The organism is Kitasatospora sp. NPDC086801 (assembly GCF_044745805.1).
In the GTDB taxonomy this organism is placed as follows: Bacteria; Actinomycetota; Actinomycetes; order Streptomycetales; family Streptomycetaceae; genus Kitasatospora.
The window spans coordinates 1-14,242 of sequence record NZ_JBIVAX010000043.1 but is presented as its reverse complement, the minus strand read 5'-3'; the positions used below and the strand labels follow the sequence as shown (position 1 = coordinate 14,242).

At 71.9% G+C, this 14,242-nt stretch carries 17 protein-coding genes; 12 read left to right on the top strand and 5 right to left on the bottom strand.

Annotated features, from left to right (window positions below; genetic code table 11):
* Nucleotides 1-242: 242 nt before the first annotated feature.
* Complete coding sequence (locus ACIPLC_RS31625; protein WP_400476463.1) at nt 243-803, bottom strand: hypothetical protein; 561 nt, start codon at nt 801-803, stop codon at nt 243-245.
* A gap of 13 nt (nt 804-816) precedes the next feature.
* Complete coding sequence (locus tag ACIPLC_RS31620; protein ID WP_400476462.1) at nt 817-1,266, bottom strand: ATP-binding protein; 450 nt, start codon at nt 1,264-1,266, stop codon at nt 817-819.
* 145 nt (nt 1,267-1,411) lie between these two features.
* Between ACIPLC_RS31620 and ACIPLC_RS31615 the strand changes: the two genes are divergently transcribed.
* The 4 genes from ACIPLC_RS31615 to ACIPLC_RS31600 all read left to right on the top strand — a co-directional run bounded on the left by ACIPLC_RS31615 (nt 1,412) and on the right by ACIPLC_RS31600 (nt 3,778).
* Nucleotides 1,412-2,239 (top strand): helix-turn-helix domain-containing protein, encoded by an 828-nt coding sequence (locus ACIPLC_RS31615; protein ID WP_400476461.1) that lies wholly within the window; start codon nt 1,412-1,414, stop codon nt 2,237-2,239.
* A complete protein-coding gene (locus ACIPLC_RS31610; RefSeq protein WP_400476460.1) occupies nt 2,232-2,429 on the top strand; it encodes a DUF397 domain-containing protein in 198 nt (65 codons plus the stop codon). Before ACIPLC_RS31615 ends, ACIPLC_RS31610 begins: the two co-directional genes overlap by 8 nt.
* A 65-nt stretch (nt 2,430-2,494) precedes the next feature.
* Nucleotides 2,495-2,752 carry a DUF397 domain-containing protein gene (locus ACIPLC_RS31605; protein ID WP_400476505.1) on the top strand — a complete coding sequence of 86 codons (258 nt, stop codon included), beginning with the start codon at nt 2,495-2,497 and terminating at the stop codon, nt 2,750-2,752.
* 180 nt (nt 2,753-2,932) lie between these two features.
* Nucleotides 2,933-3,778: a hypothetical protein gene (locus tag ACIPLC_RS31600; RefSeq protein ID WP_400476459.1), complete on the top strand. Its 846-nt coding sequence runs from the start codon at nt 2,933-2,935 to the stop codon at nt 3,776-3,778.
* Between the two features lie 311 nt (nt 3,779-4,089).
* Here ACIPLC_RS31600 and ACIPLC_RS31595 read toward each other — a convergent pair whose 3' ends face one another.
* On the bottom strand, nt 4,090-5,727 hold the full coding sequence (locus ACIPLC_RS31595) for an alkaline phosphatase D family protein (RefSeq protein ID WP_400476458.1): 1,638 nt from the start codon (nt 5,725-5,727) through the stop codon (nt 4,090-4,092).
* A 510-nt stretch (nt 5,728-6,237) separates the two neighbouring features.
* On the opposite strand from ACIPLC_RS31595, the gene ACIPLC_RS31590 reads away from it, so the two are divergent.
* From ACIPLC_RS31590 to ACIPLC_RS31570, 5 genes are all read left to right on the top strand, one after another.
* Nucleotides 6,238-6,687 carry a hypothetical protein gene (locus ACIPLC_RS31590; protein ID WP_400476457.1) on the top strand — a complete coding sequence of 150 codons (450 nt, stop codon included), beginning with the start codon at nt 6,238-6,240 and terminating at the stop codon, nt 6,685-6,687.
* A gap of 335 nt (nt 6,688-7,022) precedes the next feature.
* The gene (locus ACIPLC_RS31585) at nt 7,023-7,892 is read left to right on the top strand and encodes a sphingomyelin phosphodiesterase (protein WP_400476456.1); all 870 of its coding nucleotides are present in this window, start codon (nt 7,023-7,025) and stop codon (nt 7,890-7,892) included.
* Between the two features lie 90 nt (nt 7,893-7,982).
* Complete coding sequence (locus ACIPLC_RS31580; RefSeq protein WP_400476455.1) at nt 7,983-9,146, top strand: hypothetical protein; 1,164 nt, start codon at nt 7,983-7,985, stop codon at nt 9,144-9,146.
* 266 nt (nt 9,147-9,412) lie between these two features.
* Entirely contained in the window at nt 9,413-9,952 is a 540-nt protein-coding gene (locus tag ACIPLC_RS31575) for a hypothetical protein (protein ID WP_363587833.1), read from the top strand.
* A gap of 81 nt (nt 9,953-10,033) precedes the next feature.
* Nucleotides 10,034-10,801 (top strand): 2OG-Fe(II) oxygenase, encoded by a 768-nt coding sequence (locus ACIPLC_RS31570; protein ID WP_400476454.1) that lies wholly within the window; start codon nt 10,034-10,036, stop codon nt 10,799-10,801.
* Nucleotides 10,802-10,814: 13 nt separating this feature from the next.
* Here the strand turns inward: ACIPLC_RS31570 and ACIPLC_RS31565 are convergent, their stop codons facing one another.
* A complete protein-coding gene (locus tag ACIPLC_RS31565; RefSeq protein WP_400476453.1) occupies nt 10,815-11,387 on the bottom strand; it encodes an SMI1/KNR4 family protein in 573 nt (190 codons plus the stop codon).
* Between the two features lie 163 nt (nt 11,388-11,550).
* Between ACIPLC_RS31565 and ACIPLC_RS31560 the strand changes: the two genes are divergently transcribed.
* Nucleotides 11,551-12,291 (top strand): hypothetical protein, encoded by a 741-nt coding sequence (locus ACIPLC_RS31560; RefSeq protein WP_363632457.1) that lies wholly within the window; start codon nt 11,551-11,553, stop codon nt 12,289-12,291.
* A gap of 9 nt (nt 12,292-12,300) precedes the next feature.
* Nucleotides 12,301-12,750: a hypothetical protein gene (locus tag ACIPLC_RS31555; protein ID WP_400476452.1), complete on the top strand. Its 450-nt coding sequence runs from the start codon at nt 12,301-12,303 to the stop codon at nt 12,748-12,750.
* 48 nt (nt 12,751-12,798) lie between these two features.
* On the opposite strand, the gene ACIPLC_RS31550 is transcribed toward ACIPLC_RS31555, so the two are convergent.
* The gene (locus tag ACIPLC_RS31550) at nt 12,799-13,542 is read right to left on the bottom strand and encodes a class I SAM-dependent methyltransferase (RefSeq protein WP_400476451.1); all 744 of its coding nucleotides are present in this window, start codon (nt 13,540-13,542) and stop codon (nt 12,799-12,801) included.
* 263 nt (nt 13,543-13,805) lie between these two features.
* Between ACIPLC_RS31550 and ACIPLC_RS31545 the strand changes: the two genes are divergently transcribed.
* Nucleotides 13,806-14,123: a hypothetical protein gene (locus tag ACIPLC_RS31545; protein WP_400476450.1), complete on the top strand. Its 318-nt coding sequence runs from the start codon at nt 13,806-13,808 to the stop codon at nt 14,121-14,123.
* Nucleotides 14,124-14,242 lie beyond the last annotated feature (119 nt).

Genomic DNA, 14,242 nt, shown 5'->3' with positions numbered 1-14,242 from the left:
TGACACCCCTCCACGCAAGAGGAGCCGGACTTGTCCCACGGCCGGCGGGCCCTTGGGCCTGTTGGATTCCAACAGGCCCAGAACGCACGAAAGGCCCCTAGAAACCGCCGTGTGGTGCCGAGGCGAGTGGAAGTGGAGGGTGTCGGCGGATGGCGGCCCTGAGGTCCGGCTGACCTGGACGAGCCGACCGTGCTGCGCAGGAAGTCGGCGGGCCCGACTTCCTGCGCACGGTCGGGTGTTGCTCAGGAGCGGGTGGTTCGGGCGGCGCGGTCTCGGCAGTGGGTGAGGGCGGGTTTGAGGCGGGGGTCGGGGTTGGGGGTGGCGGTGAGGAGTTCGCCGGCGGTGGTGAGGGTGGTCCAGTAGTGGGTGGGGTCGCCGGTGGTGGGGTGGGGTTGGGTGGCGGTGAGGGAGAGGTAGGCGGTGGTGAGGTTGCCGGTGGTGAACCAGCGGGTGAGGCCGTGTTGGTGGCCGGCGCGGATGCTGCCGTGGGCGTCGATGGCGGTGAGGAAGAGTTCGATGATGGCGAGGTCGCGGTTGTCAGGGGTCTTGGGGATGTCGAAGACGCCGAGGGCTTCGAGGAGTTCGCCGGTGTCGTTCTCGGAGCCGGGGCGGGGGTTGGCGAGGAGGGCGTCGTAGCAGTCGTCGAGGCGGCGCTGCGTCTCGGCCGCCGGGATGCCGAGGGCGGTGCAGACGGCGCGGGCTGAGCGCAGGGGCTCGCGGGTGCGGCGCGCGAGGGTGGCGTAGGCGTCGGCGGGGGTGGAGCCGGTGTCGAACAGGTGCCGGGCGGTGAGGGGGAGTCGCATGGTGGGCACCTGTTCAGACGGTGAGGAGGGTGGACGTGGGGGAGGGTGCGGGGGCGATGAGGGCCCAGACGAACTTGCCGACGCCGCCGGCGCGGGGGCAGCAGCCCCATTTCTCGGCGAGTTCGTTGACGAGGAGGACGCCGCGTCCGTGTTCGTCGTCGGGGGTGGGGGTGTGGAGGGAGGGGCGGCCGGTGCCGGCGTCGTGGACTTCGAGGCGTAGGCGGTCGCCGGTGAGGGCGAAGCGGATCTCGATGAGGCGGTCGGTGGGGGCGTCGGTGTGCTGGACGGCGTTGGCGAAGAGTTCGCCGAGGAGGAGTTCGGCGGTGTCGGTGTAGCGGTCGCCGGTGGGGAGCGCGGCGAGGTAGGCGCGGAGCAACTGCCGGGCGACGGGAGTGGATTCGGTGCGGGAGTCCAGGCGGGCCGCGAACGTGCGGGGGCGGGGAGCGGTACGGATTTTGAGCATGGCGAAGCACCTCAAGGGGAGGGTGTATGTGAATGGAGTGCGCCCACTTCGGTCAGTAGTCGAATGACTACCAGGATGGCTCAGCCTGCTCTAGGATCGAAAGAGTTTCAAATCTCTAGTCCGGCGGATTTTAAAGAAGGCGATCTTGGTTCGTCGCACACTTGACCCAACGTCATCCCCGTTGGAAGCCCTGGCTGTTCAGATCAGCCGGTCGCGCCAGGCCAAGGGGATGACACAGATCGAACTCGGCGTGCGAGTCGGGTACTCCAACGTCTACATCTCGAACGTGGAGCGAGCTAAACAAGCGCCGTCTTTAAAGTTCGTAGAACGCGTGGACGCCGCCCTCGATGCCGGTGGCGCCCTGACGGGACTGTGGTGGAGCTGGAAGAACGGCGCTCTGTTGCCGGGGTTCTCCGAGTACCTTCGCCGGGAGCGCGAAGCGATCACAGTCAGACTGTTCGACACGGATATGGTGTCGGGCATACTCCAGCACCCGGACTACAGCGCGGCCTACGAGGCCGGCATCGTCCGTCGAGGGGAAGCGACGCAGGAGCAGGCCGACGAGAGGCTCAGCCTGCTGGCTCAGCGTCAACTCATGGTCGACAGGGGAACGATGATCCACGTCGTCCTGGACGAGGGAGTCCTGCGTCGACCGATCGGCGGTCGGGAGATTATGGCCGTGCAACTCTCTCACCTGGAGAGCCTGTGTGATCACCCAAATGTGATCATCCAGATCTCTCCGTACCGCCTCGCCGAGGATCGGTCGCTGTCCCACCCCGTCACGCTCTTGACCCTCCCCAATCGTGCTTTGGTCGGGTACACGGAGACGCTTCAACGGGGATACCTGGAACAAGACGCCGAGACGGTGGCCCGATGGGTCGATAGATACGATCGACTCCAGGTCAACGCGCACAGCCAGCCGGACAGTTTGGCCATGATCCGGGAGACACGGGAGGAACTGGACCATGCATGACCCAACGGGCGCCAAGTGGCGCAAGAGCACCTACAGCAATGGCGGAGGCGGCTGCATCGAGGTGGACGATGTGCACCTGGGCAGGGTCCGTGACTCCAAGGACCCCCAGGGCCCGGCGCTGGCCTTCTCGGCCGAGGGCTGGGAGCGGTTCATTGCCGCTGTACGGAGTGGCGAGTTCGGCGAAGTCTGAGCCCGGGGCCTCGGCACCCGCGGGCCCCTCCTCGGCCTGATCGTCCCGCCGTCGTCGCCCGGTTGGTGGCGTGGTTCACCCCGGCCGAGACGGACGAGCTGCTGATGGTGCCGAGCATCCGCAAGCGGCTGACTGGCTGGCACTCCGGGGTGACCACCCCGTCGACGCGATGCGGGGGAAGTCGGCGGCGCCGACTTCCCCCGTGCGGCGAGCACGGGCTGACGCGTTCGCCGCAGGACCCCGGCGGCCCGGCCCTCGTCTTCCCGGCCGCCGCGTGGAGCTCCTTCATCACCGCGATCCAGCGGGGCGAACTCCCGGCGTAGCGCTGAAGGTTGCACTCCCCGCAGGCCACGGCACCGGGGCCCCGCCGCCTGCGACGAGGCGGCGGGGCCGTGGGTGCCCCTGTCCGTCTGCCGAACAGTCCGGGTGCAGACCGGTGGGTCAGGGGCGATCGGACACGATAATTCGAGCGGCGCTTGGGCTGGCTGTCTATCCTGGAGGGTATGGCCGGTAGCGATGACGATCTCGAAGTTCTGCGCGCTGCGGCGCTCCTGGACCCGGAGGAGAACGAGTATTGGCAGGTCGTCGGTGATTTCCACGAGCGTGCGGATCGGTCGGCGTTCGAGGCCGCGTGCGTGGTGGCTCGCTCCGGGGACATGCGCGAGCGGATGATCGGCCTGAGCGTTCTGGGCCAGCTCGGTTGGGGTGCCGGTCGCCCGTTCTCGGAGGAAACCCTGCCGATCGTCATCGAGGCCTGTGCCGACGGGCGGTCCGGCGTGGTCCGCTCAGCGATCTCGGCATTGAGTCATCTCGCCGACCCCCGAAGCCTTGCCGCCGTGCTGGGGCAGGAGGGGCACCACGACGAGGACGTGCGCCAGTCGGTGGCGTTCACGCTGCCGTCGGTCGCCGGAGAGCCCGCCTGCCCGGAGGCCGTCGCCGCGCTGATCCGGCTCAGCGGCGATCGGTCGGATTTCGTCCGTGATTGGGCGACCTTCGGTCTGCGGCTGGAATCGGCGGGTGACGATGAGCGGATCCGCCGCGCCTTGTTGGATCGGGTGGACGATCCCGACCCGGACACGGCCGGGGAGGCGCTGCTCGGCCTGGCCCGGCGTGGTGATCGGCGCATACTGGCGGCGTTGGGCGCGGCGCTGGAAGGCCGTGACCCCGTCGACAACCTCATCGAGGCCGCGTCCGAGTTGGCCGCGCCGGAGTTGCTTCCCGTACTGCGCCGGCTCAAGCAGCGGGAAACTTCCGGCGACGATGCGCAGACGTGGGGGCTCGACGAGGCCATCATCGCGTGCTCCACCGCGGCACACGGGAGTGCCGGCCCGGATCCGACAGCGCGCTGATCCCGTATCCACGTCCCGTGGACGCCGGCGCAAGGCCACCCTCACCAGCAGGTCCGGCGGTCCAGCCCGTGCCGGCGGCCCACCGGCGCCTCCGGGACCGGTGCCCCCGGGACCGGTGCCCCCGGGACCGGTGCCCCCGGGACCGGTGCCCCCGGGACCGGTGCCCCCGGGACCGGCGACCCCGGGACCGGCGCCTCCAGGACCGGTGACGACACCCCCCGGATCATGCGGACGACAGGGGACGGAACGTCATGCCGGTCCTGGAGGCCGGGAACCCCGTTGCGGGGCCACCTGAAAGGTGACGGGGCCGGTCAGGCGGGGCGGATGCCCGGGTTGCCGGCCTCGGTGACGAAGGAGGCGGCGGTGGTGACGGTGCCGCCGGGGCGGGTGATGTGGGAGACGGCCCGGTAGTCGGCGCGCACCTGGTGGCGGTCCAGGGTGAGCGTGGTGTAGCCGCGCCGCCCGTCGTAGAACTTCATGTGCGGGTTGGCCGACATCAGGTTCTGCCAGTTGGACGGCCGCTCCTCGCCGTCGCCGTCGCTGCTGATCGAGGTGCCGACGAACTCCACGCCCACGGTGCGCGAGTCCGGCTTGTCGAAGTCGCGCTTGACGTCCAGGGCGTAGGCGACGTGGACGTCACCGGTGAGCAGCACCAGGTTCTCCACCCCGGCCCGGTCGACGGCGGACAGGAAGCGTTCGCGGGCGGCCGGGTAGCCGTCCCAGGCGTCCATGGAGAGCTTGGAGCGCGCGGCCGTGGTGTTCTTGCGGCGGGAGAACACCACCTGCTGCGGCACGACGTTCCAGACCGCCCGGGAGCGGCGCAGGCCCTCGGCGAACCAGCGCTCCTGGGCGGCGCCCATCAGGGTGCGCCGCGGGTCCTCGGACTCCGGGGTGGGGTACTGCCAGCCGTCGCCGTTGGCCTGGTCGTCGCGGTACTGGCGGGTGTCGAGGATGTCGAACTGCGCCAACTGCCCGAAGTGGACGCGCCGGTAGAGGGTGAGCTCGGTGCCGCGCGGTTGCGGCATCCGCAGCGGCATGTTCTCCCAGTACGCGCGGTAGGCGGCGGCGCGGCGGGCGATGAACGGGGCCGGGTCCTGGCCCTTCTCGGGGATGCCGGCCGCGTAGTTGTTCTCCACCTCGTGGTCGTCCCAGGTGACGTACCAGGGGTGGGCGGCGTGCGCGGCCTGCAGGTCGGGGTCGTTCTTGTAGAGGGAGTAGCGCAGCCGGTAGTCCTCCAGCGTGGCCGTCTCGTGGTCGAACAGCGCCGGCAGGGTGCGGTCGGTGTACTTGCGGTCACCGCCCGCCGCGTCGATCCCGTACTCGTAGATGTAGTCGCCGACGTGGAACACCGCGGCCAGGTCCTCGTCGGCGAGGTGGCGGTAGGCGGTGAAGTAGCCGTCCTCGTAGGCCTGGCAGGACACCAGCCCGAAGCGGACGGCGTCCAGCCTGCGCCCGCGCTCCGGCGCGGTGCGGGTGCGCCCCACGGGGCTGCTCCAGGTGCCGACGGTGAAGCGGTACCAGTACACCCGGTCCGCGTCGAGGCCGTCGACGTCCACGTGCACCGCGTAGTTGAACTCGGCGTGCGCGCGGGCGCCGCCGCGCCGCACCACCTTGCGGAACCGCTCGTCGCGGGCCAGCTCCCAGCCCACCCGCACCGAACCGGTGGGCGGCAGCCCGGCGCCGGGCTCCAGCGGGCGCGGCGCCAGGCGGGTCCACAGCACGACGGCGTCGGGCAGCGGGTCCCCGGAGGCCACGCCGAGGGTGAACGGGTTGCCGGTGATGACGCGCGGGGCGAACTCGGCGTCCTCGGCGTGGGCGGAGGGCAGGTTGACGGTGAACGCCAGCGCGGCGGCGGCCGAGGTGACGGTGAGGAAGCGGCGCCGGTCCAGGCGCGCGGCGGCCTCGCGCAGCTGCTGGTCGGGGGAGGGGCGGTCGGCAGGGCGGGTCATGGGGTGAAGGCCTTTCGCTGCTCGGCGTGTGCGAAGGAATTCGAGTGGACCGCGCGGTACGCCAGGGGTCGGGATCCCGGCAGCCGAGTGATCATCTGATGGGGGACCCGTGAAGGTCCGGCAAATCCCCCCGGGTGGACGGAAACGGACGCGCGTAGCGTCACTCGTGCGACCGGTCCACTTGGCCGGCGGCCCGCAGATCATCCCGCGCCCGGCCGCCACCGCCACCGCCCCGGCCCGTCCGGCCGCCCCGGCCCGGAGCCGGCCGGCCGAGTCCTGAACCCGCACGAGGGGAGGGCTGCTCCGTACCCGGAACGGGCCGCGCGATGCAGGCCGCCCCTCGATGCACATGGACGCTGTCAAAGTCAAGAAAAACCACCCGAACGGGTGGGTCCACTTCTACGCCGGGGGCCGGTCGTGATGTACAACACGCTGGCTACGCAAGCGAGTTGACTGATAGACATCACCCCGGGGGACCCGACCATCAGCCCACACATCTGGGAGGGAACCATGAAGAACCGCTTTGTACGTCGTGCGGGTGTTGTGGTGGCCGGTCTCGCCGTGCTGACAGTCGGCTTCGGCAGCACGGCGGCCATGGCGGCCGCTCCGGCCCCGGCCCCGGTCGCAGTGGTCCAGGACGTCGCGCCCGCCATCACGGCCGTGCAGACCTGGACCTACGTCACCGGCCCGCTGGAGACCACGCTCACCCTCGACACGACCGCCCGCTCCGCGTCCATCGTGGTGTACGCGAACGTGCCGGTGCTCGGCAAGGTCAAGGTCGGCAGCGCGTCGGGCAGCCTGACGGAGGGCATCACCTTCCACCTGGGCCTGTCGCCGTTCGTCAACGGCACGCAGAGGTTCTACCTGGTGGGCGACGACGTGCACCTGTACTACGACTTCGACGCGCTCGGCAAGCACTACACGGGCGACGTCAAGCTCGGCACGCTCCCGCCGTTCTAGCAGTTCCGCTCCAACACGTCCGGCGCCGCCCGCCGCCCCCGCGACCCGGGGGCGGCGGGCGGACTCCTTCCCGCCTTCGCCGCCACCCGCGCCGCGTGGCGGGTCCCCGCGCTTGGGGGAGACCGGCGCGGGCCCCGGCGCGGCATCGTCCGTGCACGCCCCGTCCTGCTCTGCCGTGAGCCCGCGGTGCTCCCCGCGCCCCGTGGCGTCCGCCGGGGCACCGGCGCGTCGACGCCGGCGGGCGTGGGCCGACCCCCTTGACTTGGGGGGCGGGACGCCCCGGACCGGTTCCGCCGTGTGTGCGCCCCGCGCCCGCCGGTTCGGAGAGGACGGCCGTGAAGGTTCTGACGCACAACGTGATGTTCCTGTCCTGGCGGACACAGAAGAGCGAGGGCGACTGGAACAACGCGACGCGCTCGCGGCTGATCGCCGAGTCCGGGTACGTCGCGGACCACGACGTGCTGGTCTTCCAGGAGCTCTTCGACCCCGACCCCTCCGAGGAGCTGATGCAGCGCCTGGAGGGTCGGGGGTACCGCCACCGCACACCGGTGGTCGGGGCGGACGAGTCGGGGTGGGACGCCACGCACGGCCGGCAGATCTCCCCGCTGCACGCGCGCGGCGGGGTCGCGATCGTCAGCAGGTGGCCCATCCTGCGGATGGAGCAGTACGTCTACGACGTGGCCTGCGGGTGGGACGCCGAGGCCGCCAAGGGCTTCGCCTACGCGGTGCTGGACGTCGATGGCCGAAGGGTGCACGTGGTGGGCACCCACCTGCAGTCCGACGACGGCGCGTGCCTGGCGGGCCAGGCGAGGATCATGCGCCGCTCCCAGCTGCGCGACATCGACGTCTTCCTGACCGACCGCCAGATCCCTTCGCGGGAACCGGTGATCGTCGCCGGGGACTTCAACACCGACCGCCACTCGCCCGACTTCCAGGACGTCCTGGGCTTCGGGAACCTCCAGGAGGCGGGCCCCCGGACCGGCTGGAAGTACTCCTTCGACACCATCGCCAACGACGCCGCCCTGCGCCGCCACCCGGCCGATCCCGCCGAGGACACGGACCACGTCCTGCTCCGCAAGGGCCACGCCCCGCCGTGCGACGCCTGGACGAGCGAGGTCCTGAAGACCGCCTCGCCGAGCTGGGAGGCGGGCGGCCGGGCGTACCGCGACTTCAGTGACCACTACCCGGTGACCGCGGGCCGCTGAGCCCGGGTCGCTGGGCCGGGGTCGCTGAGCCCGGGCCGGGCCCCGGGCGGCCGCCCGGGAACCACGAGCCGCCCGACAGGAGGAGCGGATATGGGCTATTCGGCACCACAGGAGTTCGGCGAACTCACCTTCGTCTTCAGCGTCGGCGAGACGAGACCGCCCGAGGGCTACCACGCCCTGTGCAGCGTCATCCCCGAGCACGCCCCGATGACCTGGGTGAAGGGGACCGCCGACGGCTCGGCGGCGCTGGCCGAGCCCAAGGAGTGGCGCAAGGTCACCGACTCCGACGGGGTGTTGCGCGGCCTGGTGCCGGTGGCGCCCCCCGGGTACCGGGCACTGAGCGCGCTGTGGTCCTCGGACACGGTCCACGGGCCCCGTGACGTCCTGCGCGACCTCGGCGGCGCGGCCTTCGTCGCCCAGGGCGACCTGCGCTGCGTGAAGGAGGAGATCGGCGGACGCCCCTACGTGGCCGCCGGCGCCTGGCGCGGGCGCGGCGGCCTGGAGATCCCCGAGACCGTCCGCCCCGAGGTGATCCCCGCCGGCACGGGCTGCCTGCTGACCCCCGGCATCGCGACCTGGATCTCCTACTTCGACGGCGACTACGAGGGGGAGGACCCCGGCGACGTCCACGTGCTGGACGTGCCGATGCGGCAGGTCCGGCAGGGGACGGCGAAGAGCCCGGCCGTCACGGGCTGGGACGACGTGCCCGGGCGGACCGAGCCGGTCGTCGACCGGGAGGTGGTCGTCCCGTGCACCGCCGTCCTCGACCGGGGCGCGTCCACGCAGTGGATCCTGCGGAACTCGCCGACGTACACGGTGCGGCGCAAGCGGTTCTACACCCGGGTCGCGGTCACCGACCTGAGGGAGGACCCGGCCCCGGGCACGGTCGGCGACACCGTCCCGTGGGGGGTGGACGAGACGGAGTCGGAGGCCTGCCGGGAAGCCGTCGGCCTGTCCGTGGGATTCGAGGCGGGCGTCGAGATCGAGGGCTGCGGCGCCAGGGCGGCCGCGTCCCTGAGCCGCGAACTCGGGTACGACGGCACACGCTTCGTCACCGCCATGGCCCGCGAGCAGAAGGAGCTCCGCGCCCCCGCGCCGGGCCTGCACCTCACCGCGCTGTACGCCGAGAGCCACCGCATCGAGGTCGTCCGCAACGACGCGGACCACACGCTCCCCTCGGACCGGGCGGGCCTGACGTTCAACGCCAACGCGTCCTGGACGGCGTCCACGTACCCGCCGCGGCCGGCCCGCTGAAGGCCCGGAGCGCCGGCACCCGGCTGCCGGCGCTCCGGCGCACCGGCCGGTGCGTTCGGATCTCGGTTTGTCACCGCGCGGTTGACTGTTCATCAGATCTTGCGAACTCGTGGTCTTCGGCTGGTCGGGCCGGACGGGCGGTGGCTACGCTCGGCCGTGCCGTCCGATGGGGGGCGGCACCCCTCGCGTGTCGCACGCGCCCGGGCCGTCGTGGCCCGCGGGCGTCGCAGCGGAGCACGCGCGGGCGGTTCCCACGGGAGTGGATCATGAGCTCTGTTGGTCGCAAGACCGTCGCGGTGATGGCCGCGGCCTTGGCCTCGCTGGGCGCGGGGAGCGCGGTCACCGCGTCCGCGGCCGCCTCGCCGGCCCCGCCGTGCAGCGGGGCGGAGTGCCCCAGCCTCAAGCCGACCAGGCTCTCGGCCAGTCAGGCGAGCCTGAACGTCACCCAGATGCAGCTGGAGAACATCCACGCGATGGCCTCGGACGCGGTGACCGGGGAGCCCATCCGCGGCGCCCGGATCGTGTTCGCCACCGTGGGCGGCCGGACGCTGGGCGCGGCCTACACCGACTACGACGGCATCGCGGCGATCACCGCCCCCGAGAACCTGGGCCCCGGCACCCTGCAGGAACTGCTGGGCGGCTACGAGGCCGCGATGGTCGGCGACGGAGTCCACGCCCCGGCCGGCGCCCACGGGGCCATCACCATCGGCACCGACCAGGGCCCCGGCGTCCCGGGCAACCCGTGTGCCGTGTGCAGCGACCGCGGGCTCAAGCAGGACGTGGTCCCCGTGGACTGGAGCCGGTAGGGGCGCGGGTGCGGCACCGGCCGGTGCGGCCCCGGGCGTGAGCGCGCCCGGGGCCGCGGGACGACGAGAGGGCGGGACACCATGACGGAGCCGGACACCAGGACAGGGCCGGACACCATGACGGAGCCGGACACCAGGACAGAGCCGGACATCATGACAGGGCCGCACACCGTGACGGAGCGGCCGTCGCCGGTGAGCACGGACGCGATCTGGCGGCTCCCGGTGACGGTCTGCCGCATCACCGGGCTCCTGGGCGAGCGGACGGCCGGCGCCCTGCTGGAACGCGCCGTCGCGCTCGCCCGCGCCGGCGACGCGTTGCAGCCCTCCCTGATCGGGGACCGGGAGCTGGTCCCCGGCTTCCGCCGCTCCCGTTCGTGCCGGGAGTTCGCCGCGCCCGAACTGCTGGCGGCCATCGACGAGGTGCTGGAGGCGGTCGAGCACACCCTGGGCGTCTCCTGCCGCAACACCGAGCCCGACTACACCCTCAACGTGCACAACGACGGCGACTTCTACCGGCCGCACCAGGACACCAGCGCCGAGTTCTCCCCCCGGCGCCTGCTCACCTTCGTCTACTACCTGCACGGCACGCCCCGGCCGTTCGGCGGCGGCGCACTGCGCGTGTTCGACGCCGCCCTGCCGCTGTACGGCGGGACGACGGGCGAGTGGGAGAAGCGCACCTGGCGGGACTGGGAGCCCGAGCACGACAGCATCGTGTTCTTCCGCCCCACCGCCTGGCACGAGGTGCGCCCGGTGAGGTGCCCGTCCCGGCGGCCCGAGGACAGCCGCTTCGCCGTCAACGGCTGGCTGTGCAGCCCCGATCCGGCGCGCCGGGGGAGCGGGGCGCTCTGACGGGGCTGCGCCCTCAGTCCTTCAGCATCACCAGCGGCAGGCCTCCGTTGCTCCACGCGCCGCCCGTCTCGTCGACCTGGTAGCGGTCGGCCTCCAGGTCGGCGGCGAAGGCCTCCAGGAACTCCCGCAGGCCGGCGGCCTCGTAGCCGGCCCGCCAGCCCTCGTGCGACCAGTCGATGATCTGGCCGCGGCGCTGCGGGGCGGGCGGGTCCAGGTCGATGCAGATCACGTCGCCGTTGCCGATGCCGATGAAGGGGATCCACCCGGCGGACCAGGCGACGTCCCGGCGGATCACGCCGTCCTCCTCCCGCTCGTCCCAGGGCGGATCCCCGGCGTCGGCGGACCGCTCGCGCCAGTCGTCCACCATCGCGTCGAGCGAGTGGAGCTCGGTGTGCAGACCGATCAGGACCCCCGGCAGGCCGTCGTGGCAGCGGTAGGAGTCCCGGACGTCCGGCGGGAGTTCCACCCCCATCGCGGCCTCCGCCGCCCGGATCTGCTCGTCGGTGGCGCCGGGCGGCATCGCGGCCGCCAACCTCGGGGCGATCCGCCCGAGCACGGCCTCGATCCGCGCCCACAGCTGCTGCATCGGGAACTCCCCTCCGTTGTGACGAGGACCGGAACGTAGCACCCGTCACCGACAGTCGGTCGGCGGGCCCGGGGCCCGGGGCTGATTGTCGGAGCCTCCTGGTAGGAAGGGGCTGATCGTCAGCCGACCGACCGCCGACGCGTGGTCACCGAAGGAGGCCCGGATGCCCGTGGAGGACACCGCCGTGCGCGAGGACGTCATGACGGCCGGGGAGGGCCTGCGGATTTACCCCGACCCGGCGGACGTCTTCGTCGCCGACCAGGCCGAGCTGGCCCGGCACCTGCACCCGCTGGTCTCGATCGACCTGGCCCGGGTCAACCCCGCCTGGCAGGGGTGGATCCACCTGCTGAGCCCGCTGGAGCCGTCGGAGGGCCTCATCGGTGACCACACCTCGGCCTTCCACACGGGGCTCCAGGCCCCCAACTGGCTCGGCTTCACGATGGAGGGCGACCGCTTCCGCCTGGCCGGCGACCTGCGCTACTTCGCCCGGGCGGCGGGCCCGGACGAAGTCCCCGACCCCTGGCCGGGGTTCCACGCCGGCCTCGCCGAGCACTGCGAACGCCAGGAGCACAGCTACCGGGCGCACCGCGACAGCTTCCGCCGCGAGGGCAGGCTCGTCCTGCTCGGCGACGACGGCCTGCCGCACCCCGGCTGCACCGGCGAGATGGCCCTCCTGGACCAGCTCGGCGGCTACGCCGACTCCGCCGGCAACTGGATCGAGACCGACCTGTTCCCGCTCGACTACGACGGCGACCGCACCTGGCCCGTCGGCCCGTCCGGCCGCCGCTTCGAGTTCGTGGCGGCGGTGCCCGGCTGGCACTACCGCGGCAGCGGCGCCGACTGGATCATGCTGTTCTTCGAACCCGTCGACCGCCTCGCCCTGTTGACCTTCGACTGGAGCTGAGGCGCAGCGATGCCAGCGGGCGACCGGCCGGCCGGCCGAGGCGGCCAGCGCGGCCAGAGCGGTCAAGGTGCGGCAGGCGCCCGAGCGGCGGCGCAGGACTTCTTCGACGCGATGCGCCGGTGGGAGGAGTGGATGGCCTCCTGCCGGCACGACACCACGGGCGACGAGCAACTGGCGGCGGTGAAGGCGGTGTTCGCCAGGCACCTGGCGGCCAGGGCGCTGGCCCGGCACCAGTCGCGCTACGACCTGCTGTGCTTCGGCACGCCGCCGGAGTTCGAGGCGCCGATCCTGCGCGTCGAACAGGAGACGCCGGGCAGGTGCTGGGTGTACGTGCCGGAAGGGTTGATCGGCGGCGAGGCCCGCTACGCGATGGTGCGCGAGGGCGGTGCGTGGAAGGCCGCGTTCAAGGAGACCGACGTCGCCCTGACGGGCCGGTGGAGGAGGTGGCCGGATCTCTGACACCTGACCGGATCTCTGACACCCGACCGGCCGGCCGCTCCCGGCCGCTCAGGCGCGGCAGCGCAGCAGTTCCAGTGGCGGGCTGGCGAGGAGGTTCGCCCAGAAGTCCTCGCCGAACTCGCGCAGGCCGGCTTCGGACACCTGGAGCGGGACCCACTCGGCGTCGCCGAACCCGGCCGCCCGCAGGCACTCCTCGTAGACCTCGCGGCGCGGGGCCGCGCCCACGATGCTGATCGGCTGCGGGTCGAGGAGGGCCGTGACCCGCACCCGCGGACCCGTCTCGCTCTCCTCGCCGGTCGGTTCGCAGCGGAACCCGTACGTGTCCAGGGACGGGCAGTCGAACCGGTAGTCGGGCTTCTGGGCGAGCACGAAGAACTCCCCGCCCGGCACCAGGCCCCGGTGGATGTTGCGGCACATCCGCTCCATCGCCGCGACGTCCTCGGCGTAGTTGAGGCACTGCACTCCCAGCGCGATGTCGAAGCGCCGGTCGAGGGGCCGCAGTTCGGCCACGTCGCCGACCTCGTAGCGCACACCCAGCGGGTCGCGCTGCTCGATCCTGCGCGCGGCGGTGACCATCTCGGCGGAGATGTCGACGCCGAGAACGTCCGTGGCGCCGCGCCGCTTGAACTCCCTGCTGTAGAAGCCGGTGCCGCACGCCAGGTCGAGGACCGACCGGCCGTCCACGTCCCCGACCAGGCCCAGGAAGCTCGGCACCTCCCCGTAGCGGATCAACGGCAGGGACTTGAACCCCTCGAACGCCTCGCCGATCCCGTCGTACTGCTGCACGCCCACGTGCCGCCCCCTCCTGTCCGCCCGCCCGCCGGGTCGCGGCCGTGGCGGAAAGTCTCCTCCGCCCCGCCGGGCCGCCGTACTGGCAGATGGCACAAAGAAGTTGACCGGCGAATCGGGGGCGAACCCCCTATCGCCCAACACCGTCTTTGAGGGGGCGGGGAAACGCCGTCGAAGGGCCATTCGAGTGACGTCCCGCGTCCTCGGGTGTCCGAACGGCCACACTGGCAGCGCTGGGAAAGCCCCCGTTCGAAGGAGACGAGTCCGTGAAGAGCCTCGGAAGGACGCTGGTCGCCGTCGGTGCCGCTGCGGCCCTGTGCATCGGAGTCCCGGTCAACGCCCAAGCCGCGGAGGGGACTTTCACCTACATCAGCAACAATCAGGAACACACTCTGGAGAACCCCGAGAACGACCGGTGCTACGACCTCGGCCGCGGCGTCACCGAGCTGTACAACGACACCGACACGGAGGTGGCCGTCTTCCTCGGCGCCGGTTGCCAGGACGGGGTCGAGACCGTCGGAGCGGGTGGTTCGAGCACCGGAGGCGGCATCGGCTCGGTCAGTTTTCCCGACGACGCCGAATAGTCGGCGCACTCGGCGGCGGGACGGGGCCTAGTACTCCAGCTGTAGATCACGATCATGCTTGGGTCGCGGCTTGGCGTCTGTAGTGACTGGCCTGGGAACGGGCTTGATGACGACGTCTC